The sequence below is a fragment of the Paenibacillus chartarius genome, from assembly GCF_042432825.1.
Lineage (GTDB): Bacteria > Bacillota > Bacilli > Paenibacillales > NBRC-103111 > Gordoniibacillus > Gordoniibacillus chartarius.
In genome coordinates, this window is record NZ_JBHLWN010000025.1 from 71,345 (window position 1) to 97,442 (window position 26,098).

The 26,098-nt window shown below is 55.8% G+C and carries 25 protein-coding genes and 1 tRNA gene; 22 read left to right on the plus strand and 4 right to left on the minus strand.

The window, feature by feature from the left end:
- The first annotated feature begins 26 nt into the window (after positions 1 to 26).
- The 4 genes from ACFFK0_RS06090 to ACFFK0_RS06105 are packed head-to-tail and all read left to right on the plus strand — an operon-like array spanning position 27 to position 5,341.
- Positions 27 to 1,754 (plus strand): extracellular solute-binding protein, encoded by a 1,728-nt coding sequence (locus ACFFK0_RS06090; RefSeq protein ID WP_377469083.1) that lies wholly within the window; start codon positions 27 to 29, stop codon positions 1,752 to 1,754.
- Between the two features lie 13 nt (positions 1,755 to 1,767).
- A complete protein-coding gene (locus tag ACFFK0_RS06095; RefSeq protein WP_377469085.1) occupies positions 1,768 to 2,694 on the plus strand; it encodes an ABC transporter permease in 927 nt (308 codons plus the stop codon).
- 23 nt (positions 2,695 to 2,717) lie between these two features.
- Positions 2,718 to 3,593, plus strand: coding sequence for a carbohydrate ABC transporter permease (locus ACFFK0_RS06100; protein WP_377469086.1), 876 nt, complete (start codon positions 2,718 to 2,720; stop codon positions 3,591 to 3,593).
- A gap of 32 nt (positions 3,594 to 3,625) precedes the next feature.
- Complete coding sequence (locus ACFFK0_RS06105) at positions 3,626 to 5,341, plus strand: right-handed parallel beta-helix repeat-containing protein (RefSeq protein ID WP_377469088.1); 1,716 nt, start codon at positions 3,626 to 3,628, stop codon at positions 5,339 to 5,341.
- A 1,034-nt stretch (positions 5,342 to 6,375) separates the two neighbouring features.
- Here ACFFK0_RS06105 and ACFFK0_RS06110 read toward each other — a convergent pair.
- The 4 genes from ACFFK0_RS06110 to ACFFK0_RS06125 form a co-directional block, all read right to left on the minus strand.
- A complete protein-coding gene (locus ACFFK0_RS06110; RefSeq protein ID WP_377469089.1) occupies positions 6,376 to 6,729 on the minus strand; it encodes a VOC family protein in 354 nt (117 codons plus the stop codon).
- Positions 6,730 to 6,846: 117 nt separating this feature from the next.
- Positions 6,847 to 6,969 carry a hypothetical protein gene (locus ACFFK0_RS06115; RefSeq protein ID WP_377469090.1) on the minus strand — a complete coding sequence of 41 codons (123 nt, stop codon included), beginning with the start codon at positions 6,967 to 6,969 and terminating at the stop codon, positions 6,847 to 6,849.
- Between the two features lie 48 nt (positions 6,970 to 7,017).
- Complete coding sequence (locus tag ACFFK0_RS06120) at positions 7,018 to 7,659, minus strand: hypothetical protein (RefSeq protein WP_377469091.1); 642 nt, start codon at positions 7,657 to 7,659, stop codon at positions 7,018 to 7,020.
- Positions 7,660 to 7,688: 29 nt separating this feature from the next.
- On the minus strand, positions 7,689 to 8,045 hold the full coding sequence (locus tag ACFFK0_RS06125; RefSeq protein WP_377469093.1) for a VOC family protein: 357 nt from the start codon (positions 8,043 to 8,045) through the stop codon (positions 7,689 to 7,691).
- 156 nt (positions 8,046 to 8,201) lie between these two features.
- Here ACFFK0_RS06125 and ACFFK0_RS06130 point away from each other — a divergent pair.
- From ACFFK0_RS06130 to ACFFK0_RS06215, 18 genes are all read left to right on the plus strand, one after another.
- Positions 8,202 to 8,276, plus strand: a tRNA-Gly gene (locus ACFFK0_RS06130).
- Between the two features lie 202 nt (positions 8,277 to 8,478).
- The gene (gene hemW, locus ACFFK0_RS06135; protein WP_377469094.1) at positions 8,479 to 9,684 is read left to right on the plus strand and encodes a radical SAM family heme chaperone HemW; all 1,206 of its coding nucleotides are present in this window, start codon (positions 8,479 to 8,481) and stop codon (positions 9,682 to 9,684) included.
- A 120-nt stretch (positions 9,685 to 9,804) separates the two neighbouring features.
- Positions 9,805 to 10,278 (plus strand): N-acetyltransferase, encoded by a 474-nt coding sequence (locus tag ACFFK0_RS06140; protein WP_377469096.1) that lies wholly within the window; start codon positions 9,805 to 9,807, stop codon positions 10,276 to 10,278.
- A gap of 151 nt (positions 10,279 to 10,429) precedes the next feature.
- Positions 10,430 to 11,458 (plus strand): heat-inducible transcriptional repressor HrcA, encoded by a 1,029-nt coding sequence (gene hrcA / locus ACFFK0_RS06145; RefSeq protein ID WP_377469166.1) that lies wholly within the window; start codon positions 10,430 to 10,432, stop codon positions 11,456 to 11,458.
- A 30-nt stretch (positions 11,459 to 11,488) separates the two neighbouring features.
- Complete coding sequence (locus ACFFK0_RS06150) at positions 11,489 to 13,033, plus strand: TCP-1/cpn60 chaperonin family protein (RefSeq protein ID WP_377469098.1); 1,545 nt, start codon at positions 11,489 to 11,491, stop codon at positions 13,031 to 13,033.
- A gap of 88 nt (positions 13,034 to 13,121) precedes the next feature.
- Positions 13,122 to 13,715, plus strand: a complete 594-nt coding sequence (gene grpE / locus ACFFK0_RS06155) for a nucleotide exchange factor GrpE (RefSeq protein ID WP_377469099.1) — start codon at positions 13,122 to 13,124, stop codon at positions 13,713 to 13,715.
- Positions 13,716 to 13,768: 53 nt separating this feature from the next.
- Positions 13,769 to 15,625 carry a molecular chaperone DnaK gene (gene dnaK, locus ACFFK0_RS06160; protein WP_377469102.1) on the plus strand — a complete coding sequence of 619 codons (1,857 nt, stop codon included), beginning with the start codon at positions 13,769 to 13,771 and terminating at the stop codon, positions 15,623 to 15,625.
- A gap of 108 nt (positions 15,626 to 15,733) precedes the next feature.
- On the plus strand, positions 15,734 to 16,849 hold the full coding sequence (dnaJ, locus tag ACFFK0_RS06165) for a molecular chaperone DnaJ (protein WP_377469103.1): 1,116 nt from the start codon (positions 15,734 to 15,736) through the stop codon (positions 16,847 to 16,849).
- Positions 16,850 to 16,992: 143 nt separating this feature from the next.
- Entirely contained in the window at positions 16,993 to 17,127 is a 135-nt protein-coding gene (locus tag ACFFK0_RS06170; RefSeq protein WP_377469104.1) for a YfhD family protein, read from the plus strand.
- 15 nt (positions 17,128 to 17,142) lie between these two features.
- On the plus strand, positions 17,143 to 17,523 hold the full coding sequence (locus tag ACFFK0_RS06175) for a hypothetical protein (protein ID WP_377469105.1): 381 nt from the start codon (positions 17,143 to 17,145) through the stop codon (positions 17,521 to 17,523).
- 30 nt (positions 17,524 to 17,553) lie between these two features.
- Positions 17,554 to 18,414, plus strand: a complete 861-nt coding sequence (locus ACFFK0_RS06180; protein WP_377469106.1) for an alpha/beta fold hydrolase — start codon at positions 17,554 to 17,556, stop codon at positions 18,412 to 18,414.
- Positions 18,415 to 18,884: 470 nt separating this feature from the next.
- Positions 18,885 to 19,691, plus strand: coding sequence for a thioesterase II family protein (locus tag ACFFK0_RS06185; RefSeq protein WP_377469107.1), 807 nt, complete (start codon positions 18,885 to 18,887; stop codon positions 19,689 to 19,691).
- A 47-nt stretch (positions 19,692 to 19,738) separates the two neighbouring features.
- Positions 19,739 to 21,025, plus strand: a complete 1,287-nt coding sequence (gene ectB, locus ACFFK0_RS06190; RefSeq protein ID WP_377469108.1) for a diaminobutyrate--2-oxoglutarate transaminase — start codon at positions 19,739 to 19,741, stop codon at positions 21,023 to 21,025.
- Positions 21,026 to 21,057: 32 nt separating this feature from the next.
- The gene (locus ACFFK0_RS06195; RefSeq protein WP_377469110.1) at positions 21,058 to 22,653 is read left to right on the plus strand and encodes an esterase/lipase family protein; all 1,596 of its coding nucleotides are present in this window, start codon (positions 21,058 to 21,060) and stop codon (positions 22,651 to 22,653) included.
- Positions 22,650 to 23,345 carry a 4'-phosphopantetheinyl transferase family protein gene (locus ACFFK0_RS06200; RefSeq protein ID WP_377469112.1) on the plus strand — a complete coding sequence of 232 codons (696 nt, stop codon included), beginning with the start codon at positions 22,650 to 22,652 and terminating at the stop codon, positions 23,343 to 23,345. The genes ACFFK0_RS06195 and ACFFK0_RS06200 overlap by 4 nt, the downstream gene beginning before the upstream one ends.
- Before the next feature lie 72 nt (positions 23,346 to 23,417).
- Positions 23,418 to 24,386, plus strand: coding sequence for a 50S ribosomal protein L11 methyltransferase (gene prmA / locus ACFFK0_RS06205; RefSeq protein ID WP_377469113.1), 969 nt, complete (start codon positions 23,418 to 23,420; stop codon positions 24,384 to 24,386).
- A gap of 10 nt (positions 24,387 to 24,396) precedes the next feature.
- Positions 24,397 to 25,098 carry a site-2 protease family protein gene (locus tag ACFFK0_RS06210; protein WP_377469114.1) on the plus strand — a complete coding sequence of 234 codons (702 nt, stop codon included), beginning with the start codon at positions 24,397 to 24,399 and terminating at the stop codon, positions 25,096 to 25,098.
- A gap of 228 nt (positions 25,099 to 25,326) precedes the next feature.
- Positions 25,327 to 26,097, plus strand: coding sequence for a 16S rRNA (uracil(1498)-N(3))-methyltransferase (locus tag ACFFK0_RS06215; protein WP_377469115.1), 771 nt, complete (start codon positions 25,327 to 25,329; stop codon positions 26,095 to 26,097).
- The last annotated feature ends 1 nt before the right edge of the window (position 26,098 follow it).

Consider the following 26,098-nt stretch of genomic DNA (forward strand, 5'->3'; position numbering starts at 1 on the left):
TCGATTCAGCTAATGGGGGAATGAAAGTGAAGACCAACTTTCGTGGTCATGTCGCACTGACGGCTAGTGTGCTGCTGGCAGCAGGCTCCATCCTGGCCGGCTGTTCGGACGGGAAGGAGCCGGCGCGGAACGAAGGAACGGCGGGCGGCACAGCCCAGGATTTCGGCGGATATACGGCTCCGTTCTCCGGAGGCAAGTACGACCCGCCGGTGACGATGACCTCTGTAGGCTGCTCCACAAGCTCAACCGACTTGAAATATAAGAACGGCGAAACGTTCGAGAACAATGTGGCGCTGCGCTGGTCCAAAGAAAAGCTGGGCATCGAAGTGAAATATATGTGGGTCGCCCCGCATGAATCCGGCGCATGCGCCTCCAAGCTGCGTCTGTCGCTCTCGGCCAACGAGCCGATGCCGGACGTGCTGCACGTGTGGGCGAACGATACGCAGAGCAAAAACCTGCTGCAAAACTTGATCGATTCCGGCCAATTTATGGATATCGGCGAAGCGTTCGAAAAGCACGCATCGCCTCAGCTGAAGAAAATCATGCAGGAGCATCCGGACGCTTGGGCGCTCACGACCAAAAACGGCAAACGGTACGGCATTCCGATCATGCAGCTCGCTCACAACAACGACAATATTTTGTACATCCGGGAGGATTGGCGGAAGAAGCTGAATGTGAAAGAGCCGAAGACGATCGACGACATCGAAGCGATGATGGACGCCTTCGTCAATCAGGACCCGGACGGCAACGGAAAGAAGGATACGCTCGGTCTCGCCGTCTCGCTCGAAACGTTCAACAACTGGATGGCCGATGCGAGCTGGATATTCGGAGCTTACGGCGCAACACCGGCCGTATGGGCGAAGTCGAAGGACGGCGGGCTGCAGTACGGCTCGGTTCAGCCGGAAATGAAAGCGGCGCTTGCCAAGCTGCGCGACTGGATCGCCAAAGGCTATATCGATAAGGAAGCGTCGCTGCACGATGTGACGAAAGCGACCGAGCTGATGACATCCGGGAAAGCGGGGATCATGCCGGCGCCGTTCTGGGGGATCAATTGGCCGATGGGCGACTTGCTGAAGAACGTGCCGGGCGCCGAGGTGAAAGCGTACGCGCTTCCGGCCGGTCCCGACGGCAAAACCGGACACTATTCGCTCGCCAAAGCGACCCACGCGTTCCTGATTAATAAGAACTACAAGCATCCGGACGCCGCCTTCCTTTACTTCAACAAGCTGCTCGACTTCGCGCTCGGCACGCCGGGCTCCGGCATGGAGAACGGTTTCGCGGAAGGCTACGACTATGCGATCGTCGACGGGAACGTAACGAAGGAAGCGGACAAAATTCCCGGCGGCCAATTCGACGTATACAAATTAACGTTAATTCCGGAAGCGCCGAACGATCCGAACCGCAACATCGATTCGTTCACGAGGCTGAGCAAGCTGAAGCCCGGCGAGAAGCCGACAGGACCGGTCGATTCCGGCAACTACGACTGCTGCAAAAATGCAATCGACTATGCGATGCTTGCCTTTGCCTCGAAGGATACGGCTTACCGCGACCTGTTCATCGGCGGCGCAACGGATACGATGCGCTCCAAGGGCGACATGCTGACGAAATTGGAAAACGAGACGTTAACGAAAATCATCCACGGCCGTTCGCCGGTCGAGGAGTTCGACAAGTTCGTGGAACGGTGGAAGCAATCCGGCGGCGAGCAAATATCGAAAGAAGTCAACGTCTGGTACCAATCCGTCAGCGGAAAATAAGGAGGTAGCCGGAATGCGCTCCGACTCTACATCCAGGCTGCGGCAAGCCTCGCACTTGAGGCGCTCTTGGCCTCTGCATCTCATGATGATTCCGGCTGTCCTGCTTACCGCGCTGTTCGCCTACTTGCCGATGGGCGGTCTCGTCATGGCGTTCCAAAGCTATAAACCTTGGCTTGGCTTCACCGGCTCGCCATGGGTCGGGCTCGATAATTTCAAGGGGCTATTCATGCAGGAAGACAGCGTCCAAGTGATCTGGAACACGGTGATCATCTCTGTGATGAAGCTGCTTGCGGGTATCGGCGTGCCGCTCGTCTTCTCGCTTCTGCTCAATGAAATCCGGCATCTGGCTTACAAGAAAGCCGTCCAAACGCTCGTGTATTTGCCGCACTTCTTGTCGTGGATCATCCTCAGCGGCATATTAATCGACGTGCTATCCATCAAAGGGATTGTGAATCAGGCGCTCGGGTATGCGTTCGATATCCAGCCGATATTTTTCCTCGGTGATGGCGATTGGTTCCGGGTTTCCGTCGTCGTCACCGATGTGTGGAAGGAGTTCGGATTCGGCACGATCGTCTATTTGGCCTCGCTGGCCGGCGTCAATCCGGCGCTCTATGAAGCGGCCGAAATCGACGGGGCGAACCGGCTGCAGATGACGTTCCATGTGACGCTGCCGGCGATCGCGCCGATTACCGTCGTCCTCGCAACGCTTTCGCTCGGCAACATTTTGAACGCGGGGTTTGATCAAATTTACAATCTGTATACCCCGCTCGTCTACGACAAGGGTGACATCATCGACACCTACGTGTACCGGGTCGGGCTGCTGTCCGGCGACTTCAGCTTCGCTACGGCTGTCGGCTTATTCAAGTCAATCGTCAGCTTCGCGCTCATCGCCGTATCGTACCGGCTGGCGTACCGTTTGGCGAACTATCGCATTTTCTAAAGAGCTTGAGGGAGTGGTTCCGCTTGTATCACAAGTCGGTTGGCTATCGTTGGTTTTACGCGTGCAATATCGCTTTAACGGGGCTATGCGCGCTGCTCTGCGTGCTGCCGCTCCTTCATATATTGGCGGTTTCGTTCAGCGGCAAAGCGGCGGCGGGGGCGAATCTCGTCACCTTCTGGCCGGTCGACTTCAATGTCGAGGCTTATGCGAAGACGCTGGGCAACGATAACTTCGTGCAGGCGCTGTTCATTTCCGTGAAACGGTCGATCATCGGTACCGCGCTGGGTATGGCGGTAACGATTTTGACGGCATATCCTCTGTCCAAAGAGGAAGCGGTATTTAAAGGGAGGTCGATCTACACCTGGTACTTGATCGTTACGATGCTCTTTAGCGGAGGACTTGTTCCAACCTACGTCGTCATGTCGAGGCTGGGGCTGATCAATTCGTTCTGGGCGCTGATCTTGCCGGGGCTGGTGGCTGTATTCCATATCGTACTTCTGCTCAACTTTTTCCGGGGGGTGCCGAAGGAGCTGGAGGAAGCGGCCTATATGGACGGGGCATCGCATTTGCGCACGCTGACGGATGTGTTTCTCCCGGTTTCTCTGCCTGCGCTGGCCACACTCGTACTGTTTCAACTGGTGACCCACTGGAATGCGTGGTTCGACGGCATGATCTACTTGACGAAGCCGACGCAGTGGCCGCTTTCCACACTGCTGCAATCGATCATCGTACAGGTCGATTTTACCAAGCTCTCGAATCCGCAGGAATTCGCCAACATATCCGACCGCACGGTGAAAGCGTCGCAAATTTTTATCGGCTCGCTGCCCATTCTTCTCGTGTATCCGTTCCTGCAAAAGTATTTCGTCAAAGGTCTCGTGCTCGGCGCTGTGAAAGAGTAACCATCAATCTTACGAATAAAGGAGAGAGTTGGATGAAGTTGAAAATGCTGCTCGCCATGCTGGCGATGCTGTCGACCGTTGCCGTGCCTGCCGGAATAGCTTCCGCCGCAGACGAAAACAAAGGTATTGAGGATAGGCACCCGGACGGTAAAGAAAAGAAAAAGGTTCACATTTCCGCTGATGCCGCCGCGTCCATTCGCGTCTTTGATGTGACTAGCTCGGTCTATGGCGCGAACGGAAGCGATACGGCCGACGATACCGCTGCGATTCAGAAGGCGCTCGATGCGGCCGGCACGACGGGCGGCGGGATCGTATATTTTCCGAAGGGAACGTACGTGACGAGCAAAGATCTGAAAGTATATTCGAACACAAAGCTGCTCGGCAGCCAGGCGAAGATCAGCAAAGCCGACGTTGGGGACAGCTATGCCGTATTCGCGATTCAGCCCGGTCAGAGCAAGATCGTGTTCGAGGAGCTGTGGATTGAGAACAATAAGTCGAGCGGAAGCATCGGCATCGACTTCGGCATGAATTCCAGCGATATCGATGTTCAAGACAACCGGTTTACGGGCCGGTATGCCCAATCCGTTAACATTAATGCAACAGGCGTCAAGCATATCGAGGTGACGGGAAACCATTTCGAAGAAGTGAATTACGCTGTGCTGACGAACCATCAAGCGACCGATGTCCGCGATGTGCGGATCGTCAATAATGAATTCATCAATATTTATAGCGATGCGATTGAGCTGAATCATCCGGGTTCGACCTATACGGCGGGAGCGAACATCATTATCGCCGACAATTACTTGTCCGTTCCTGCGGCATACGGCTCCGGTACGGCAGGCGGTTTCGGGATCGGTGTCGCCGGCGCTACGCACGTATCGATTACCGGCAACATCATCGAGAATGCACGATACGAAGCGATCCATATCGAGGACGAAGCGAAGCATATCTCGATCGTCGGCAATATTATTAACGGGGTGGAGAACGATCCGGATTTGGTGCTGAACTCCGGTATTTATGTGATCGACGGCGACTACATTACGGTATCGGGGAACAGCATCCGGGGGGCGAACGATTACGGCATCCATCTGGAATATGCGCAAGGGACGCAGGCGACGAATACGACGATCACAGGGAATACCGTTACCGCCAGCGGCGGAGGGATTAAGGTGAGCGGCGACGGGAAGGCAGATATTATCGTCAGCGATAATATCGCAACAGCCAACCAGGGACACGGACTGCACGTCGTCGGTTCGCCGCACAGCCTGAAGGTGACCGACAACATCAGCCGCGACAATACGGGGTATGGCTTGTTCGTCGACGGCCAGAGCAAGGGCTGGTACATTTCCGGCAATTCGCTGTTCGACAACGGCTCGGGCGACATCGGACTGAATGCGACGGTCACTTTGCCGATTCCGCTGCGCGATCAATCGCGACTGCTCAGCGGCACGGTCGCATCGAGCTATACGCCGTGGCTGGACGCATTCTCTCTCGGCAAAGGCGCGGAAGGCTTGCTGTACGTCACGGCTACCCGCGACAACGCCAGATCCGTATCGATCTACAAGGTAAGCTGGAACGGCACGGCACTGACGATCTCGCAAGTAGCTAACGAAACGTTCGGAACGCTCGGACTCGACACGCCGAAGATGAACGGCTCCAAGATCCAAGTGCATGCGTACAGCCCGTCGCCTAACGGCAGTACCGTGCAATTCGACGTCCAATTTGAAGGATTGATTATGCACAAGTAATTGGGTGAGCCCGTGTTTCATCGGCATAGCGCCGGTGGGTGCGGGCTTGCTTGCTGTTCCGGTAGTCCATAAGGAAAAGATCGAACCGTAGAGAACGATTGATTGGGTAATCTCCGGTTGAAGGCAGTAAATCATTTTTGTACGGCTGTGGCGGTAGCTGTTGAGCACCTGTTTATGCCGGATTCGCGGTATTTTATGCTCACGAGGGACATTTGAGGGGGTGCGGCAGCTAGTTTTCGATCGTTTGTTAACTCGGCTTGGCTGCTTCGGGAGAACGGTAGTTGGGGATTGGGGGGGAGGATCTGATAGCTTGCTGGAAATGTTACGCTTACATCGGGAGAATCGCCGAGATTGTGAAAAATAACTGGAATGGCTCCGCTTACATTTGTATATTTCCCGGTACAATGGCGTTTTTGCAGAAACTAGATGGAGCTTTTCCCGCTAAATTATTTTTATTGAAGAATGTAGCTGAATTAGCGGGAGGAATTCCGTTTAGCCGTTGATCTTCGGTTCGTTGAAAACAATTCCAGCCAGAGCGGACCGGTTTACCCCCATTCGGGAGATAGGCTAGCGAATCGATGTCCTGCACAATCCGTTTCCCAAGAGGCGCAAGCCGAGAGCACAGACATCGAGCTATCCGATCTGCAACAAGAGCTTTCCGAAACCTCGATGCAAGAGGTCAATGGAGGAGCAGCCATCGTGCGGGGAAATCGTACGTACCAGACCGCCGATTACTCCAAATCCAGAGCCGTCTCAGGTCGTTTTGGTTAAGCAGACACCTTCATGACGGTACGATAACAATTTTGACCGTTATGCTTGAAATGACAACAGGGTTTATGTAAGCCACCATGTGAGCGCAATGGCTCAATAAGGCGGCTTAGCTCTGATCGTAGCCCCTGACCTTACTCCTCTTTCGCGGAAAAGTTCAGGAACCTCTCAGTATATTCAGTGATGTTGACTTTCTGTATTTACGCTAGACTATCTATTGCATAGCAAAGGCCACCGATGTTGACCCCCGGCGGCCTAATTAGTATTCAGCTCTTGTATTGGATCAGACCGAAACGTATACCCTGTGGATCATACAAATAGGCAAGGAAAAAATCACCGAAGTCCATTTTATCCGTATCTTGCTTTGCACCGTTTTCTACGGCTTTTGAAATGATTTCATCAATGGACTTCACTTGAATGGTGATTTGTACTCGTTGTGCAACATCCTTCGGGGCTCGTGAAATACCACCGTCAATGCCAGGTAAATCACTCGATCCAGTCGTTACAGGCCAGTAATCCCAATTGGGTTTCCCTATGTTCCAATCAAACACTTTGGCATAAAACTGTTCTGCCCCTTCCGGATCTTGCGAACCCAGATCAAACAAAATGACACGGTTCATATTTTCACTCCTTTATCAAGTTCCTACTAAAAATAGTACATAGGTTCCAGCAATAGGGGGTCAAATGTTGGCTTTCCAGTTAACGAACTTTCGATTTGAACCGAGAGAGAATGCAGGTTATCCCCATTGATAAAATTCTAAAATAAAAACTTTGGCACCAACATCAAAATAAACCTGATCCCATGCAAATTCATCTTCGCCATGAGGAGGATTCGTTATTAGCTTCAACTTGTTATTCATTTTATAGCTTCATCTCCAGGGCAACAATAAAAGGTGCGGACTTAAATGCTACACATATTCAACGTTATCCCTATCTTCGGTTCTTTCAAAACGAATCCAACTCATTTCATTAAGATTCAGTACATTCTTGAAGCGGTCAATAGCATCAAATTCCCTATTTAAGTATGTATCTGCGGATAATAATTGGTGTAACTCGTCGATACTTTCTTCATTAATACCAAATAATTGGAAATCATCGGCGCATACGGTTTCAAAATGTTTTCTTACCTCACGTTCGAACACAACTGGGTCCCTTAACTCAGCTTGAATTTGCTCGTAGGCGTCCTGACCCTCTTTGCTGTTAAAAAGAAATCCCGCTATTTCTCCTTTATCCGGAAATCTATCTCTAGCAATATCGAATAATAGTTCAGACTCAAGGTCGTATGAGAAATGACATGAGGACATCAAATCACCTTGATGTAATATCTCAAAGCCCCAAAAATGATCTTCTAAATTATAAAAGTATAAAATAGGACAATGTTCCGAAAGCTTCTTCACAAAGTCAGACGATCGTTGTTCACCGTCTTCTTCGGTAAAAAATGCAAGCCACTCATCATTCAACTGAATATAGGGAGTCCCGGCGGAAAGATATTTTAGCAATAGTGTTTTATTTTCAAAACGAATTAAGTTTCCATAAGTAAATTCGCTCATGTGATCCTCCTTAATTTAAGTTAATATTTTTACTTATGTCTATGCGCAAGGATGTTGATCAGCTTGCCGAACGGGTCGCGGACATAGAAACGCCGTACTCCCCAAGGCTCATCTGCAGGTCCGTACTCTATCGTAAATCCAGCACTTTTCATGCGTTCAAGCGCAGCATCGACATCGTCAACTTCAATCGACAGTTCAGGCGTAGGGGTGTTGGAGCCGCCTTGAGAAGCGAAGCTGATTTGAACTTGCTCCACCTCGGGTGAGCCGTATGTCCTGATCCAATCATGATCCATCAGTATATCGAGTTCGAGCACGTCCTGGTAAATGCTTTTAGCTGCTGTAATATCCTGAGTATCAATGTTTGCGACAATTCGTTTTACCTTCATGGTTCAGCCTCGATTCTATGAATAGACTACTTACAAATAAATTAACTGACATATTTCACAATAAACCATTGCGATATGTCATTCAACTAGGCCAGACAAATCCCCCTTTACAAATTGGAAAGAATTTTGTATAGTATGAAACACATAAGTTTGATTGCGGAAGTGGCTCAGCGGTAGAGCATCGCCTTGCCAAGGCGAGGGTCGCGGGTTCGATTCCCGTCTTCCGCTCCAACTGCATGAACCGAAGCCAGAGGCGCGCCTCTTGGCTTTATTTGTTTTATATGGCCCATTCCTAGTATGATGTTCGATATCTAATATGCTGATTGAGACCATGTACCGATAACATGCTGCAAGTCATACACACCCATTACAATGAAGAAATCGGACCGGACCAGGCACGGCTTAGGCCGATTCATACGGAGGTATACACCGAATGCAACAACAGCAACAGCAACAGCAACAGCAGCAGACGGAGAGCCGGCTTCATCCGCTTAGCCCGTCTCCCAAATCCGTCTACATCCACATCCCGTTCTGCACGAATAAATGCCACTATTGCGACTTTAATTCCTATGTGCTGAAAGGTCAGCCGGTAGCGGATTATTTGGATGCGCTGGAGCGGGAGATGGAGCTGACGGTCCGGCAAATACCGCCGCAGGACATCGAGACGATTTTCGTAGGAGGAGGCACGCCGACGGTGCTTCTGCCGGACCAGATGGAGCGGTTTCTGGCGATGGTGCGTCGTTATTTCCCGAGCAACGGGAATGTGGAATTTACGATGGAGGCGAATCCCGGTACGACGGATGAGGACAAGCTGGCGGTCATGAAGGCCGGCGGCGTGAACCGGATTTCGTTCGGCGTCCAGTCGTTCAACAACGAGCTGCTGCAGCGCATCGGGCGCATTCACAGTACGGACGACGTATACCGGAGCCTGGAAAATGCGAAAAAGCTCGGCTTCGATAACTTGTCGATCGACCTTATGTTCGGCCTGCCGGGGCAAACGACGCAGCACATGAGGGAGTCGCTGGAGGCGGCGCTGAAGCTCGATCTGCAGCACTACAGCTTGTACAGCCTCAAGGTGGAGGAGAACACGCTCTTCCACACGTTATATCAGAAGGGACAGCTTCCGCTGCCGAGCGAGGAAGAGGAAGTCGAGATGTTTCTGATGATTATCGACAGACTGCAAAAGGAAGGGTACCGTCACTACGAAATCAGCAACTTCGCGAGACCCGGCAAGGAAAGCCGCCACAATACGACGTACTGGCGCAACGAAAGCTACTACGGCCTCGGCGCGGGAGCGCACGGCTACGTCAGCCGGCAGCGGCACATCAACGTCAAAGGGATCGCCGAATATATCGCCGCGGCGGCGCAAGGGCTGCCGGTACTGGAGACGGAAACGGTCTCGGAGAGCGAAGCGATGGAAGACTTCATGATGGTGGGGCTGCGATTGCTGGAGGGCGTAAGCAAGGAAAATTTCGCTGCGCAGTTCGGCGGAGCCTCGCTCGACGTCACATTTGGGCCGAAGCTGAATACATTGCTGAAGGCAGGGCTGCTGGAGACGACGGAGGCGGGCTACCGCTTGTCGGAGAAGGGCCTTTTGCTGGGCAATGAAGTGTTTGCGGAGTTCGTCGGCGCTTTGTAATTTTTTCTTTTCAAAATATACGAACTGTTGTATATTTATTCATAGGTCCCCGGCGAAACCGTTGATAGCGGCATATGGCGTACGGGGCTGCATTTTTTGTAAAGACAGGTGGGTGCTCCGGTGACAACTCAGACGGTAGCTTGCCGCAAGGCAACGGAATCAGACCTCGATACGCTGTATCGTATTATACAAGGCTATGCGGAGCAGGGGATTATGCTGCCGCGCTCGAAGGAAACACTGCAGGAGCAGTTGGATACGTTCATCGTGGCCGAAATCGATCAAGAGCTCGTCGGCTGCGGAGCGCTCACCCGGCTCGGGCCGGATCTCGTCGAGATTCGCTCGCTTGGGGTTACCGATGGCCATAAAGGGCTCGGCATCGGCAAAGAGCTGATCGCCGCATTGGTGAAGGAAGCGGAGCTGCAGGGCGTAGCCAAAGTCATGGCGCTCACCTACGAAGTGTCCTTCTTCCTGCGCAACGGCTTCACGATCATGCCGAAGGACGTATTTCCGGAGAAAGTTTGGAAGGACTGCAATCACTGTAAAAAACGGTACGCCTGCGACGAAATCGCCGTTCTCCGGCGGACCGACATATAGAGCTTCAGCGGGTGACAAACGGCGGTATATAGCGCCCGAAACGGTGCGAACCAACTTGACAACAGGCCTTCGGGTCTGTTATTTTTGTGGTAGCGGTTAGCACTCATCTTAACAGAGTGCTAACGAATCAGAGAAGGAGGCGGTCATGCCCATGTTGTCGGAGCGTCAGCGTATGATTTTAAGTGCCATTGTCGATGATTATATTCGTTCCGCAGAGCCGGTCGGCTCCCGCAGCATTTCTAAACGCGGCAACGTTGGGTTCAGCCCCGCCACGATCCGTAACGAAATGTCCGATTTGGAAGAGATGGGGTTTCTCGAGCAGCCGCATACATCGGCGGGCCGTATCCCGTCGCATAAAGGCTATCGCTACTACGTCGATCATTTGATTCAGCACGGTACGCTTCAGCCGCAGGAGCTGGACGTCATCCGGCTGTTTTTTGCCGAGAAGATCGACCGGATGGAGCAGGTCATCCAGCATGTGGCTTCGGTGCTGTCGAGCTTGACGAATTACACGTCGATCGTCGTCGGACCCGAAGTGCTCAGCACGACGCTGAAGCATGTACAGCTCGTTCCGCTGAACGATACGCAGGCGGTCGCGATTATCGTGACCAATACGGGGCAAGTGGAGAATAAGACGTTTACGATCCCGCCCGGCTTGACAATGGGTGAGCTGGAGAAGGTCGTTAATATATTGAATGCAAGGCTGCAGGGCGTGCCGCTCATTCATTTTCGCACAAAGCTGTACACCGAAGTAGCCTCCGAGCTCAGCCGCTACGCATCCGGACACGACCGGCTGCTGCGCGAGCTGGAGAAGGTCGTGAGCCACGACGAGGAGGACCGCGTCTTCTTGAGCGGAACGACGAATATGCTGACTCAGCCGGAGTTCCGTGACGTCGACAAGGTAAAGAGCTTGCTCGATCTGCTCGACGCCCCGCCGTCGATCATCCGCCTCGTCCACTCCGAGCAGCAGAACGGCATTCAGGTGAAGATCGGCACCGAAAACAGCATGGAGGCGGTCAACGATTGCTCGTTGATTACGGCGACGTACTCGATCGGCGATCAATATTTGGGCACGATCGGTATTTTGGGCCCGACCCGCATGGAATATGCACGAGTGATGACGCTGCTGGATCACGTTTCGAAAAATTTGGCCGTCGTCCTCAGACGCTGGTACGGCTAACGGTTATTAAAGAAGGGAGGAGTGGCGCGGATGTCGCAATGGAAGCCCGGATCGCCGGACGGTGAAGACCAGTATGCTACGCTTCGCAACAATGCGGCCGCCGTTCGCGCCCTCTGCTCCGCCGTTGAAGGGACGCTTGGGCCGAAGGGACTCGATACGATGCTGGTCGGCGGACCCGGCGGCAAGGTCATCATTACGAATGACGGGGTCACCATTCTCGAGCATATGGATGTGTCGCATCCGGCGGCAAGGCTGATGATTCAGGTCGCCCAGTCGCAGCAGGAGCATATCGGTGACGGCACGACGACGGCGACGGTGCTCGCCGGAGCGATGGTCGCCGAAGGCGTCGACCGGGTGACGCGGGGCGTTCCCGTCGCCAAGGTCGTCGCCGGCCTGCAGCAGGGCGTCGCCCATGCGGCAAAGCTGCTGCGCGAGCGGGCGCGGCCGCTCGCGGGTGTGGACGATCCGCTGCTGGAGCGGATCGCCTACACGGCCGGGCGCGAGCAGAGCGACATCGCCGCGCTCGTCGTGGAGGCGGCGCGCCGCGTCGGCGCCGCGAGGCTGAGCGAGGCGGGCTTCCGCCTCGCCGACTGCGTCCGCGCCCATGAGGGCGCGGACAGCGAGGTGTGGCCCGGCCTGCTGCTGCGCGGGCAGCCGGGCCACACGGGCGAGCCGCCCGCCGCCGGGGCGGGCGTGCTCGTGCTCGCCGATGCGCTCGAGCCGGAGCGCATCGAGGAGGAAGCCCTGGCGAGCGAAGCGGGCTTCCGCCGGTACGTGGAGCTCCGCGAGCGATTTGCGGCCGACCTCGGCAAGCTCGAGGAGCTTGGTGTCGGCCTGATCGCGGCGGAGCGGGGCGCCGGCCCCGAGGCGGAGCAGTTCTGCGCCGACCGGGGCATCGTGCTCCTCCAGCGCGTGACGCGCAAGGAGCTCGCGGCGCTGGCCGCGTACACCGGCGCGCGGCCGGTGAAGCGCACGGCGCTGCGGCGCAGCGCCGCCGAGCTGGCGCCGCTGCTCGGCGCGGCACGCAGCGTGCGCTACGACGAGCGGCTGCGCCACGTGCGCATCGCCGGCGGGGCCGGCGATGCCGTGACGCTGCTCGTCGGCGCGGCGACCCGCGATGCGGTCGGCGAGCGCTCCCGCATTGCGCGGGACGCCGCCGCGGCCGTGCAGGCCGCCGTCCGCGGCGGCTACGTGCCCGGCGGCGGCGCTGTGGAGATGGCCGTCGCCTACGAGCTCGACCGGCTGCGCGACACGGTCAAGGGCATGGAGGGTTTCGGCATCGACGCTGTCGCCGCAGCGCTCAGGAAGCCGCTTGCGCAGATCGTCGCCAACGCCGGCTTCAACCCGCTCGAGAAGGTGGAGGAGCTGAAGGCGGCGCAGCTGAGCGGCCGCACCGACGCGATCGGCATCGATTGCGACAACGGCTCGCTGGCCGATATGATCGAGTCGGGCGTGCTCGACCCGACCGAGGTGAAGCTGCACGCGCTGCAAGCGGCGGGCGAAATCGCCGCCGCCGTGCTGCGGATTCATACCGTGATCAAAATGAAATCGCCGTCCGCCGGCGAAGAGGCTTGAGCCTCACCTGAATTGGGAACAATGGTTACGGATGCTCTGCGCCCGTGACCTTGTATATACAGCGAACTAATTTAAGGGGGTGAACACATTGAGTACGGATCAAAAGCGTGAGGACGCTACATACGAAGCGGAGACGGCACAAGCGTCCGAGCAGACTGAAGCTAATGAGGCGGCACAGACGGACGAAGCTGCGGCCGAAGCCGCACCCGAAGCGACTGCAGAAGCTACCGATAACAAGGAGCTTGACGAGCTGCGCAAGCAAGCGGACGACAACTACCAGCGTTTCCTGCGCACACAGGCCGATTTCGATAACTTCCGCCGCCGCGCGCGTCAGGAGAAAGAGGATTTCGCCAAGTACGCATCGCTGAAGCTGATCGAACAGCTCCTGCCGGTTGTCGACAATTTCAACCGGGCGCTGTCGACGAGCAAGGAGACGCGGGATTTTGACGCGCTGCTCAAAGGCATCGAAATGACGTACCGTCAGCTCGACCAGGTGCTCGTGCAGGAAGGCCTGACCCCGATCGAAGCGGTCGGCCAGCCGTTCAACCCGGAGCTGCACCAAGCGGTTATGCAGGTGGAGTCGGAGGAGCATGGCGAAGGCATCGTCGTCGAAGAGCTGCAGAAGGGCTACATGCTGAAAGATAAAGTCATTCGTCCGGCCATGGTCAAGGTCAGCGTTTAATAAAGGACGCGGACGCCAACAGCCGTGCAATTATATAAAGGAGGATTAACCCCATGGGTAAAGTGATAGGCATCGACTTAGGGACAACGAACTCTTGCGTAGCGGTCATGGAGGGCGGCGAACCCGTCGTCATCCCGAACGCGGAGGGCAACCGCACGACCCCTTCGGTCGTCGGCTTCAAGAAGGACGGCGAGCGCATCGTCGGTGAAACGGCAAAGCGCCAAGCGATCACGAATCCGGATCGGACCATCATCTCGATTAAGCGTCATATGGGTACAAACCATAAAGAAACCATCGACGGCAGCAACTACACGCCGCAGGAAATTTCCGCGATGATTCTGCAGAAGCTGAAGGCCGATGCGGAAGCTTACCTCGGTCAGCCGGTTACGCAGGCGGTCATTACGGTTCCTGCATACTTCAACGACAGCCAGCGTCAAGCGACGAAGGACGCAGGCAAGATCGCCGGTCTCGAAGTGCTCCGTATCGTCAACGAGCCTACGGCTGCTGCGCTGGCGTACGGTTTGGACAAAGACGAAGGCAAGGATCAAACCATTCTCGTTTACGACCTCGGGGGCGGTACGTTCGACGTATCGATTCTTGAGCTCGGCGACGGCTTCTTCGAAGTAAAGGCAACGAGCGGCGACAACCGCCTTGGCGGCGATGACTTCGACCAAGTCATCATCGATTACCTCGTAGCTGAATTTAAGAAGGAGCAGGGCATCGACTTAAGCAAGGATAAAGCGGCCGTACAGCGTCTGAAGGATGCGGCGGAGAAGGCGAAGAAGGAGCTGTCCGGCGTTCTGACGACGACAATCTCCCTGCCGTTCATCACTGTCGTAGACGGCGTACCGCAGCACTTGGAAGTGAACCTGACTCGCGCCAAGTTCGAAGAGCTCAGCGCTCATCTTGTCGAGCGCACGATGGGTCCGACGCGCCAAGCGCTGTCCGACTCCGGCTTGTCGCCGAACCAGATTGACAAAGTCGTACTCGTCGGCGGCTCCTCGCGGATTCCTGCCGTACAAGACGCAATCAAGCGCCTGCTCGGCAAAGAGCCATACAAGGGCGTGAACCCTGACGAAGTCGTGGCCATCGGCGCTGCGGTTCAGGCCGGCGTTCTGACCGGCGACGTGAAGGATGTTGTTCTGCTCGACGTGACTCCTCTGTCGCTCGGAATTGAAACTGCAGGCGGAGTCTTCACGAAAATGATCGACCGCAACACGACGATTCCGACCTCGAAGTCGCAGGTGTTCTCGACATACGCGGACAATCAAACGAGCGTAGAGATTCACGTGCTGCAAGGCGAGCGCTCGATGGCGGCCGACAACAAGACGCTGGGCCGCTTTATGCTGGGCGACATTCCGCCTGCGCCGCGCGGTATCCCGCAAATCGAAGTTACGTTCGACATCGACGCCAACGGCATCGTAAACGTATCCGCTCAGGATAAGGGTACCGGCAAGGTGCAAAAAATTACGATCACGTCCTCCGGCGGCCTGACTCCGGAAGAGATCGACCGCATGATGAAGGATGCCGAGGCTCACGCCGAGGAGGACCGCAAGCGCAAGGAGCTTGTGGAAGTCCGCAACCAGGCGGATCAGCTCGTATACACGACCGAAAAGACGATTAAAGACCTTGGGGATAAGGTCGACGCATCCGAGATCGACAAAGCGAATGCGGCGAAAGATAAAGTGAAGCAAGCGCTCGAAGGCAACGACCTGGATGCGATCAAGAAAGCGACGGAAGAGCTGACGGAAATCGTGCAGCAGCTGTCCGTGAAGCTGTATGAGCAGGCCGGGGCCCAGCAAGGCGCGGCAGGCGGTGCAGCCGACGGCGCGGGTGCGGGCGCAGGCGAAGCGCCGAAGCGCGACAACGTGGTCGACGCCGACTATGAAGTCGTTGACGACAAGAAATAATCCGTGTAAGGTACAAGGTAGGGCCGCGGGCAGCCGCGGCTCTTACTCTACGCGAACAGGGCGAACGAAACCGCACATGCGCGTAACCATTGGGAGTGGAGACTTAGCATGAGCAAACGCGATTATTACGAGGTGCTTGGCCTATCCAAGAACGCCTCGGCTGACGATATTAAGAAGGCTTACCGCAAGCTGGCCCGCGAGTACCATCCGGACGTGAATAAAGCGGCGGACGCCGAGACGAAATTCAAAGAAGTGAAGGAAGCGTACGACGTACTGAGCGACGATCAGAAGAAAGCGACGTACGACCGTTTCGGCCACGTCGATCCGAATCAAGGAATGGGCGGCGGCGGAATGGGCGCCGACTTCGGCGGCTTCGGCGACATCTTCGATATGTTCTTCGGCGGCCAGCAGCGCCGCAACCCGAACGCGCCGCAGCGCGGCAGCGACCTGCAGTATAACTTGACGATCGAGTTCAAGGAAGCGGTGTTCGGCAAGGAGATGGACATCCATATTCCGCGTACCGAGACGTGCGACACTTGTCACGGCTCCGGCGCCAAGCCGGGTACGCATCCCGACACATGCTCCGTCTGCCGCGGCACCGGCCAGCAGGAGGTCGTGCAGAACACGGCGTTTGGTCGCATCGTCAACCGCCGCGTCTGCTCGAACTGTAACGGCCAGGGCAAGATCATCAAGGACAAGTGCGGCACTTGCCACGGTACGGGCAAAGTGAAGAAGCAGCGGACGATTCATATCAAGATTCCTGCCGGTGTCGACGACGGCGCGCAATTGCGCGTTTCCGGCGAAGGCGAAGGGGGAACCCGCGGCGGACCTCCGGGTGATTTGTACGTTGTCATTCGCGTGAAAGCGCACGACTTCTTTGAACGCGAAGGGGACGATATTTATTGCGAGGTGCCGCTGACGTTCGCGCAGGCCGCCCTCGGCGATGAGATCGAAATTCCGACGCTGACCGAGAAGGTCAAGCTGAAGATTCCGGCCGGCACGCAAACGGACACGTACTTCCGCCTTAAGGGCAAAGGGGTGCCCCGTCTGCGCGGCTACGGCTCCGGCGACCAGCACGTGAAGGTCGTCGTCGTGACGCCGACGAATTTGACCGAGCATCAGAAAGAATTGCTCCGCGAGCTGGCCAAAGACAGCGGGGAGCATACGCACGAGCAGAGCCAATCGATATTCGAACGGATGAAGAAAGCGTTTCTAGGGGAATAGTTATTTCAGATAAAGCTTGGCCTCCTTGCAGCCCGGTTACGGGAAGCAGGGAGGCCTTTTTGGCTTTTGCTGATGACACTGGCATAATTTTCGCGGGTCTACAGACACTAGATGTATTCTTAGCAAAGAAGGAGTGTTTCCGAATGAGCGACAACAACCGCGAACTGCCGATCGGCAAAAACGAAGACGTCGAGTTTGCCAAGGATATGGCCGATGAAGACGATTTGGAAGCGTTGGAACGAGCGCATGAAGCGGATGCTCGGCAAGAAAACCCGTAGGAGGTGGAAGCTGACGTGAGCGAACGAGCGATTTTGGCCTATTTTCAAAGTCCGGAGCAAGCGGAAGGCGTCGCCTCCAAGCTGAAAGCGTTGCGGGTGGAGACGATTCAAATCGACCGGATCAGCCCTTATCCCAGCGAAAGCGATATGGGCGTCGATCATGTGATGAATCCGCTGACGAGCGATTTTCCCGGCCTGGGAGCATTGACGCTGAATGCGAATTTCAATTCGCGGGACGCAGCGATTCTCGCCGCCGCTTCGCCGGCCGCTTCCGGCATGAGCGACGGCGGCGCTCATCCGGTCACCGGCCGCGATATTCTGCTGACCGCCGTCGTCAACGAGTCGGTTTATGAGCAGGCGATGAGCGTAATCGAGCAAAGCGGCGGGATGACGTAATCATACCAACACATTGGAGGTAACGATCAGATGCCTATTGCTCATGTGAATGGGACGGAGCTCCACTATCATGCGAAAGGCTCCGGCGTACCCGTCATCTTCATCCACCCGCCGCTGCTGAATTCGGCGATATTCCGGTATCAGCAAGTGCAGCTCTCCGATGAATATAAAATCATTACGTTCGACATCCGGGGGCATGGCTACAGCGCCCATTCGGACGAAGAAGTAACGATCCCGCTCGTCGTATCCGATATGATCGCGCTGCTGGACAAGCTGGACATCGATCAAGCTTATGTATGCGGTTATTCGGCCGGCGGCGCGATTGCGCTTGAGGCGCTGCTTGAGGCGCCGTCGCGTTTTATCGGAGGCGTTGTCGCAAGCGGTATGTCCGAGGTCAGAGATATCAGTCTGAAGTCAAAGCTGATTGGCGCCGAGTTCCTGTCCATGCCGCTGTTTATCCGGCTGCTGAACCTTGGCGTCAGCTACGGCAATGCGGACATGGGACTCACGTTCAAAAATTTGTACCGCCACGCAAAGCACGGTAATATCGATAATATCCGCCAATATTACCGGGCCAGCCATCTGTTCAACTGCACCGACAGGCTGCACTATATCTCCAGCCCGCTGCTGGTTATGTACGGCGAGCATGACGAGCTTCACCGTAAATATTCGGAGCTCATCCTGCGCCGGTTGCCTCTGGCGAAGCGCGCCGTCATTCGCGACGAAGGCCACTATTTATTCACGAAGGGCGCTTCCAAGACGAACGAGGTGCTGCGGGCATGGTTCAAGTATGCCGAGGAGCAGCAGCCGGACAAGCCGGTGTACCGCGGGCACCCTTCGGTCGAAACGCCCGCGATCGACACGGTTGAGCCGGAGCACACTCATGTATGATCGATTCCGTTTACGATCCCGGTCCGCTGGTTAGCGGGTCGGGATTTTCTGTGCGTGAAGCTGTTTCAAACAGCTTATTCCAAGGTACAAAGACCTAGCGGGCTTCCGGTCGTTAACCGTTCAGTTTTCTATCATATTAATTTTTCTTCACATTTCATAGACCTCGCTCTATTCAATTGACCGTCGGAAAACCCTCGCCCAGCAACAATTTCCACCATATCCCAGCGTTATGACCTTCACGAAAACTTCATAAAAGCGTCCGTTTCGTCCACAATTCTTTTAGAAACCTCTAACATTGTGCTAATAGTTGAGAGTTACTTTATTAGGGAGATGATGGAAGTCGATCCGTCGGGAAGTCGAGCTGGAATAAAATAGTACACTTGGCTTATGTTCATCCGAGTTACAAAATTTATATAATCGTCATTGGCTGTAAAAAAGACCTAAATATACACATTATGGGAGCGAGGGAAATGACGAATTCACGCATGTATTCGTGGTTTCCGGGTGCGGAACCACGCACTTCGGCGAAGCTGCGGTTATTTTGTTTTCCATATGCCGGTGCCGGGGCATCGGTGTTTCGCCAGTGGCGGAGCCATCTGCCGCATGACATCGACGTTATTCCCGTCCAGCTGCCGGGCCGCGAAAGCCGGGCTCTGGAGGCGCCGATCGAATCGCTGAACACGGTCGTTCAAACGATTGCCCGGGAGATCACTCCGCTGCTTCAACTGCCATTCGCTTTCTTCGGCCACAGCATGGGCGCCCTGATCGCATTCGAGACGGCCCGCAGGCTGCGGTACACTCACCACGTCAGTCCGGTACATCTTATCGTATCAGGCAAGAGCGCTCCTCAGCTTCCCTCAACCAGACCTCATCTTCACAATCTGCCTGAAGAACAATTCATTGAAGAAATTCGCAACATGCAAGGAACTCCGGAGGAAATATTGCAAAACCGCGAGCTGATGCAGCTGCTGCTGCCGCGCCTTCGCGCCGATTTCTCCGTTTGCGATACGTATGCCTTCGCTCCGGGTGAGACGCTGCCTTGTCCGATTACGGTACTTGGCGGTACGGAAGATTCGGGTGTGAGTCCGGAATCGCTGCAAGGCTGGAAGGAGCATACGAAGGAAGCTTTCCAAGTCCGCATGTTCCGGGGCAACCACTTTTTCCTGAACGATCAAGTTCCGGCTGTGACGGAAGCCGTCTTGGACGCGATCCGTACGCAAACCGGCCGGCAGCCTGCAGTCGCTGCAGCTTCCGCTGCTGCAAGAGAGCTCGTCTAACGACCCGGTAATATTTACTGCCATATAAAGAATAGGAGTGGTACTTGATGAACACCTTCGAGAGACTGGAAGCCAACGTACGATCGTATTGCCGGTCGTTTCCGGATGTATTCGTGCGGGCCAAGGGGGCGCAGCTCTTTTCGCAAACGGGCGGAGCGTTCGTCGATTTCTTCGCGGGCGCCGGTGCGCTGAATTACGGGCATAACAACGACTATATCAAAGGCCGGTTGATCCAGTATTTGGAGGAAGACGGCATCAGCCACGGTCTGGATATGTATACGTCGGCGAAAGAGGCGTTCCTGCAAACGTTCGAATCGCTCATTCTGGCTCCGCGCGCTTTGGATTACAAAGTGCAGTTTTGCGGTCCGACCGGCGCTAATGCGGTGGAAGCGGCGCTGAAGCTGGCCCGGAAAGTGAAAGGACGATCCGGCATCTTTGCGTTCATGGGCGGCTTTCACGGCATGTCGCTCGGCGCATTGTCGGCTACCAGCAATCTGTTTCACCGCGAAGCTGCCGGCGTCGCTCTTCACGACGTCACGTTCATGCCGTTCCCCTGCGGCGGTCCCGGCGCTGACTTCGATACGATCCGCTACATCGATTCGATTCTTGAAGACGATCATTCGGGCGTTTCGAAGCCGGCTGCAATAATCGTGGAGACGATCCAAGCCGAGGGCGGCTTGAACTTCGCTCCGGTCGAGTGGCTGAAGCAGCTGCGGGCGTTGTGCGACAAGCATGACATCCTGCTCATCGTCGACGATATTCAAGTCGGCTGCGGCCGCGTCGGTCCGTTCTTCTCCTTCGAGCCGGCCGAGATCGTACCGGATTTGGTCGTACTGTCCAAGTCGATCTCCGGCTTCGGCTTGCCGATGTCGCTCGTTCTGTTCCGCAGAGAGCTGGATGCATGGCGGCCGGGCGAGCATACCGGGACGTTCCGGGGCAACCAGCTTGCCTTCGTCGGCGCGAAGGCCGCCTTGGAATACCGCGAGGAAGTTCTGCTGGAAGCCGAGACGCTGCGCAAGGGAGCGTGGGTCGAGCGGTTCCTGCAGGAGGAAATCGCACCGCTGAGTGATCGGATTGCCATCCGGGGTGCAGGCCTGCTATGGGGTGTCGACGTGTCCGCCGCCGGTCCGCATGAGCTGTCCAAAGGAATCGCTACCCGCTGCTATGAACTCGGCCTTGTCATTGAGCGGGTAGGCCGTCACGACAACGTTCTGAAGATCATGCCCCCACTGACGATTTCGGATGCCGAGCTCGAGACCGGCTGCCGCATTCTCAAACAAGCCGTGAGTGAAAGCCTGGAGAAGCTCGGAGCGCTGGAGCCTGCTCTCGTATAAGCGCATAACCATTTTCGAGGAGAGTGTCTGTTTTGAAGAAAAAAGCCGTATTCCTGCTCTTGTCGCTGCTGCTAATGCTGTCTGTCGCCATTACGCCGGCTTATGCCGCCGCCCCCAACCCCAACTTGTCGAAAGTGCCGGGTACGTGGGCGCCGGGCGCTACTCCTCCGAACTTGAACCCGAATGCTCCTATCGTATTGTTCGTGCAAGGCTTAACAAGCTACGCCGGTATGTGGTACAACGAGAGCGACATGTACCAAACCGCCTATAACAACGGATATCAGACCGCATTCGTCGAGCTGTACGATTCCGCCGGCACGCCGAAAAGCATGTGGGATAACGGGAAAATATTGGCCGACCGCATCGTCGAGATTTCCAAGCATTACAATAAAAAAATCGTCGTTGTCGCTCACAGTAAAGGCGGCGTCGATACGCAAACAGCACTTGTTCATTACAACGCATATCCGTACGTATCCAATGTGATTACGCTTAGCTCGCCGCACTACGGCTCCCAGCTCGCCGATTTGGCGTACAGCTCCTGGGCCGGCTGGCTCGCCCAGCTGATCGGGTACCAGAGCGACGGCGCGTACTCGATGCAAACGTCGTACATGAAATACTTCCGCTCGATCACGGATTCGCATGTCAACGCAAGCAAGAACAAGTTTTTCACGTTCGCGGGAAATGACTGGAATGCCGGTACGGCAGCGCATTTTGCCGGCGGCCTGTACTTATCGTTCTACGGACCGAATGACGGTGTCGTGACTGTCGCCAATTCTTACATTCCGAAAGGCACGATGGTACGTGTCGGTGCATGGAGCCACCAGACGATCCGTAACGGCTCCAGCACGTTCAGCTTGTTCAAGCCGTATTTGACGACGAACACCCTGGCGCTTGCCCCGGCGGCGAAGGACGACGGCCGTGCGGTAGCGATCGCGGCTGCAGACGTCGAATCCTCGGCAAGAGCGGAGGCTTCGGCGGCGGAAGAGGCGAGCGATGTGCTCGTACGCGGCGGCAGCCATAACGGTCAAGCGGTAGAGAAGTTTCTCGTCGAGAACGATGTGCGAAGCATCAAGCTGACGTGGATGAGCGATCAGCAGCTGTCCGAGCTAGAGCTGACCGACCCGGACGGCAAAACGCGGAAAGTCAAAGTTTCCGCAGCTCAGGATCAGGAAGGCATCTTCAAAGGCGCATGGATTCATACTGCTGAAGTGAAGAAGCCAAAGTCGGGTGAGTGGACTGTCCAAGCAACGAGCGAACGATCCGGCGCATACCTGCTGACGGTTCAGTATGATTCCGATCTTGGCCGCAGCCTGAAGCTGAAGCCGAAGAAGGCCGGCAGCAATGATAAGGTGCAAGTGGAGATGAAGGGTCTTGCGGCACAACAGACAAAGCTGCGTTACTCCGTCAGCTTGGCGCCTGCGCAAGACAACAAGCAGAAGGGTAAAACGCGTAATCTGGTCGTAAACGAAACAGCGAACGCGCAGGATGAGATCGGCCTGCCTTCCGGACACGGCAGCGGCGTATATAACGTGACCGTTGATGTGGCCGGTCAAACGCCGCAAGGCGTACCTTTCGAACGGACACTGATTCGTTCCATCTATGAGGATGAGAAGGGTGAGCGGTATTGAGCGTCAGTCTGCTAGCTGTCTCTTTATCCCCAAACCGCAATTACGACGAGTTCGATAAACTGCTTGAGGCAGCGTCCCCCGAGAAGAAGGCGAAGGCGGCGGCGTTCCGCTGCCGGGACGACGCTTGGCGGACGCTCGTCGGCGAAGCGCTGGCCCGGACCGCGGTCGGCGAACGGCTTGGCATCGCTCCGAACCGCATCGAATTCGGATCGAGCGCTTATGGCAAGCCGTATGTGGTGGGTGCGCCGGAGCTGCATTTCAACGTGTCGCATTCGGGCTCGTGGGTCGTGTGCGCCGTTGCGAGACAGCCGGTCGGCGTCGATGTGGAACGGATGCAGCCGGTCGACTTGTCGGTGGCGCACCGCTTCTTCAGCAGGCAGGAGCAGCGGGATCTCGCCGATAAGCTTCCACATGAACAGGAAGAGTATTTTTACGATCTGTGGACGCTGAAGGAGAGCTACATTAAGTGCCATGGACACGGCCTGTCGCTGCGGCTTGACAGCTTCACCGTGCGCGTCGAACCCGGCGGTCAGGTGACCGCCTGGATGCCGCAAGGAGAGCCGCCGTACAGCTTCCGCCGGTATGCGTTCGTGCCCGGCTACAAGCTCGCGCTTTGCTCGGGGGAATCCGAGCTCCCGGAGCGCTGGCAAACGGTAAGTGTGCAACAAATCGTAGAAGAGCTGCTTCGGTAGCTCTTTCTTTTTTTGCTTGGGCAGATAGTGTACAATAGGCGGAGTTGCATGTACATATAGGAGGCTGTGTAGATGAAATGGGTTGAGATTACCGTCCACACGACCGAGGAAGCGGTCGAGATGGTTTCGAATTTTTTTCACGAGCTCGGGGCCGGCGGCGTCACGATTGAAGAATCGGGTACGCTGAACAAGCCGCGCGATACGTCGCTCGGTCAGTGGTATGAGACGCCGCTGAACGACATTCCGGAAGGTGAAGCCGTCCTGCAGGGCTACTTCCTGGAAGGAACGGACATTGATGAGGTGCTGGCGGAGCTGAAACGGCGCGTGGCTGAGCTGCCGGACTACCAGATCGATATCGGGCAGCCGGAATATTCGGTTCGCGTCGTAGACGAGCAGGATTGGGCGAATTCGTGGAAGCAATATTTTAAGCCGCTGCGGGTAACGGACCGGTTGACGATTAAGCCTACCTGGGAGCCGTATGAGCCGTCGGAAGGCGAAATCATCCTGGAGCTGGATCCGGGAATGGCATTCGGCACCGGTACGCACGCCACAACGTCGCTGTGCCTGAAGACGCTGGAGCAAGTGATCCGGCCCGGCGATCACGTCATCGACGTTGGTACAGGTTCGGGCATTCTTGCGATCGCCGCGGCGAAGCTGGGAGCCGGTCATGTACTTGCGCTGGATCTTGATCCGGTAGCGGTGTCGAGCGCAACGGAGAACGTGCGGCTCAACGGCTTGGACGATGCGGTGACGGTGCGTCACAGCGATTTGCTGCAGGCGCTCAAGGATAGCGGCGAAGGAGAAGGCGTCGGCGTGAAGATGCCGGTGCAGGTTGTCGTGGCGAACATTCTCGCCGAAATTATTTTGCTGTTCATCGACGATGTCGCCCAGGTGCTGCCGAGCGGGGGCAAGTACATCGTGTCGGGGATTATTACGGCGAAGGAAGCGGTTATTGAGGAAGCCCTTAAAGCCGCGGGGTTTGAAATCGAGAGCAAGCACACCGATTCGGATTGGGTCGTGTTCGTTGCCGTTAAGAAGTAGGTGAGCCGCCGTGTCGTTGGAAAATTTATTCGCCTTCCCGCTGGACCAGCTCCCATTCATCGTTCTCGTGCTCATTATTGCGTTTACGGTGCATGAGTTCGCACATGCTTACGCAGCATACAAGCTTGGCGATCCGACCGCGAAGCAGCTGCGCCGTGTAACGCTCAACCCTGTCGAGCACATCAGCTTGCTCGGGATGATCTTGTTCGTAATTGCCGGCTTCGGATGGGCGAAGCCGGTTCCCGTCAATCGGGCTAATTTCCGGAAGCCCCGGCTTATGAGCATCATAACGACGGCGGCGGGACCCGTAAGCAATCTGGTGCTCGCCTTCGTCGGCATTGCTGCAGTGTTCGTCATTAATGAGTTTCATATGTTGGAGCATTCCAGCGACGGTGTCAATATGGCCGTGATGACGTTCCTGAGATATCACATTTACACCAACATCATTTTGTTCTTATTCAATTTACTGCCGATCCCTCCGCTTGACGGATACCGTATTTTATATGACGTCGTTCCGGAGCGTGCGTCCCGCAGTTTCGGCAAATTCGAGCAGTGGGCGCTTTACATTTTCCTATTATTTATTTTCATTCCGCCGCTTTCCCGCTATACGCTAGGGCCTTTGTTCATGCTGCGCTATCCGATTGCGGAATGGCTCAGCTGGCCGTTAGAGCAGCTATTCGGATTTCAGATCATCTGGCGTCACTTCTTTTAGTCCAAGCGAGTTCGCCGATCGGGACGGATTTGGAATGAACTATGGTGAAAGCTGCCGACTTGACGATTTATAAATAATAATAGACGGCTCTGCCGCTTCATTGAAGCCGGGGCCGTTTTTGTTTTATACATATCCTGCAGTAACATATGTTGGGGTGCGGTAGCATTTTGCTCGAAAATGCAGTATGATAGACGTTGATTTATTTCGAAACATGAAGGTAGAGAGCAGATGCAGCGATATTTTGTAGACCCGCGGATGTGGGTTGATGATATGGTTTCCATAACAGGTGACGACGCTCACCATCTAACGCGGGTTATGCGCGCGGAGGAAGGCGATGTCGTTATTGTCAGCGACGGGCTTGGCCGGGAAGCGAAAGCGAAGCTGGTGTCCTTCGAGAAGTCCGAGGTGAAGGCTGCCGTACTCGAAGCGCTCCCGCTCGAAGCCGAGCCTTCCGTTGACGTCTGGATCGGGCAAAGCTTGCCGAAGGGCGACAAGATGGAAACGGTCATCCAGAAGGGAACGGAGATCGGTGCCGCACGGTTTGTGCCGTTCTTATCGGAGCGCACGGTCGTGCAGTACGATGCCCGCAAAGAAGCGAAGCGCACGGAGCGCTGGGGCAAGATCGCCAAAGAAGCGGCCGAGCAGGCGCATCGCAACCGGATCCCGGCGATTGAGCCGGTGCGCTCTTGGAAGGAGCTGCTTCAGCTGGCGCGTGAAGCGGACGCCGCATGGCTATGCTACGAGAAGGAAGATGCAGTCGGGCTGAAGGACGCGCTGCTTTCCTGGAAGGCGGAGCGTGGCGGCAAGGACGGCTTGAAGCCGAAGCTGCTGCTGCTCGTCGGGCCGGAAGGCGGCTTCAGCGAGAAGGAGGCCGCGGAAGCGGAAGCTGCGGGCTGCCGGGTCGTTACGCTGGGCAAACGGATTTTGCGCACGGAGACGGCGGCGATGGTCGGTTTGTCGTGCATTTTATATGAAGTCGGAGAGATGGGAGGGCAATAAG

Bases quoted from the DNA above. Each gene is read 5' to 3' on its own strand.
- ACFFK0_RS06105 (WP_377469088.1), top strand. From the start codon at position 3,626: ATGAAGTTGAAAATGCTGCTCGCCATGCTGGCGATGCTGTCGACCGTT.
- ACFFK0_RS06215 (WP_377469115.1), top strand. From the start codon at position 25,327: ATGCAGCGATATTTTGTAGACCCGCGGATGTGGGTTGATGATATGGTT.
- dnaJ (WP_377469103.1), top strand. From the start codon at position 15,734: ATGAGCAAACGCGATTATTACGAGGTGCTTGGCCTATCCAAGAACGCC.
- ACFFK0_RS06120 (WP_377469091.1), bottom strand. From the start codon at position 7,659: ATGAGCGAATTTACTTATGGAAACTTAATTCGTTTTGAAAATAAAACA.
- ACFFK0_RS06125 (WP_377469093.1), bottom strand. From the start codon at position 8,045: ATGAAGGTAAAACGAATTGTCGCAAACATTGATACTCAGGATATTACA.
- ACFFK0_RS06110 (WP_377469089.1), bottom strand. From the start codon at position 6,729: ATGAACCGTGTCATTTTGTTTGATCTGGGTTCGCAAGATCCGGAAGGG.
- hrcA (WP_377469166.1), top strand. From the start codon at position 10,430: ATGTTGTCGGAGCGTCAGCGTATGATTTTAAGTGCCATTGTCGATGAT.
- dnaK (WP_377469102.1), top strand. From the start codon at position 13,769: ATGGGTAAAGTGATAGGCATCGACTTAGGGACAACGAACTCTTGCGTA.
- hemW (WP_377469094.1), top strand. From the start codon at position 8,479: ATGCAACAACAGCAACAGCAACAGCAACAGCAGCAGACGGAGAGCCGG.
- ACFFK0_RS06150 (WP_377469098.1), top strand. From the start codon at position 11,489: ATGTCGCAATGGAAGCCCGGATCGCCGGACGGTGAAGACCAGTATGCT.
- ACFFK0_RS06115 (WP_377469090.1), bottom strand. From the start codon at position 6,969: ATGAATAACAAGTTGAAGCTAATAACGAATCCTCCTCATGGCGAAGAT.
- ACFFK0_RS06095 (WP_377469085.1), top strand. From the start codon at position 1,768: ATGCGCTCCGACTCTACATCCAGGCTGCGGCAAGCCTCGCACTTGAGG.
- ectB (WP_377469108.1), top strand. From the start codon at position 19,739: ATGAACACCTTCGAGAGACTGGAAGCCAACGTACGATCGTATTGCCGG.
- ACFFK0_RS06185 (WP_377469107.1), top strand. From the start codon at position 18,885: ATGACGAATTCACGCATGTATTCGTGGTTTCCGGGTGCGGAACCACGC.
- prmA (WP_377469113.1), top strand. From the start codon at position 23,418: ATGAAATGGGTTGAGATTACCGTCCACACGACCGAGGAAGCGGTCGAG.
- ACFFK0_RS06170 (WP_377469104.1), top strand. From the start codon at position 16,993: ATGAGCGACAACAACCGCGAACTGCCGATCGGCAAAAACGAAGACGTC.
- ACFFK0_RS06180 (WP_377469106.1), top strand. From the start codon at position 17,554: ATGCCTATTGCTCATGTGAATGGGACGGAGCTCCACTATCATGCGAAA.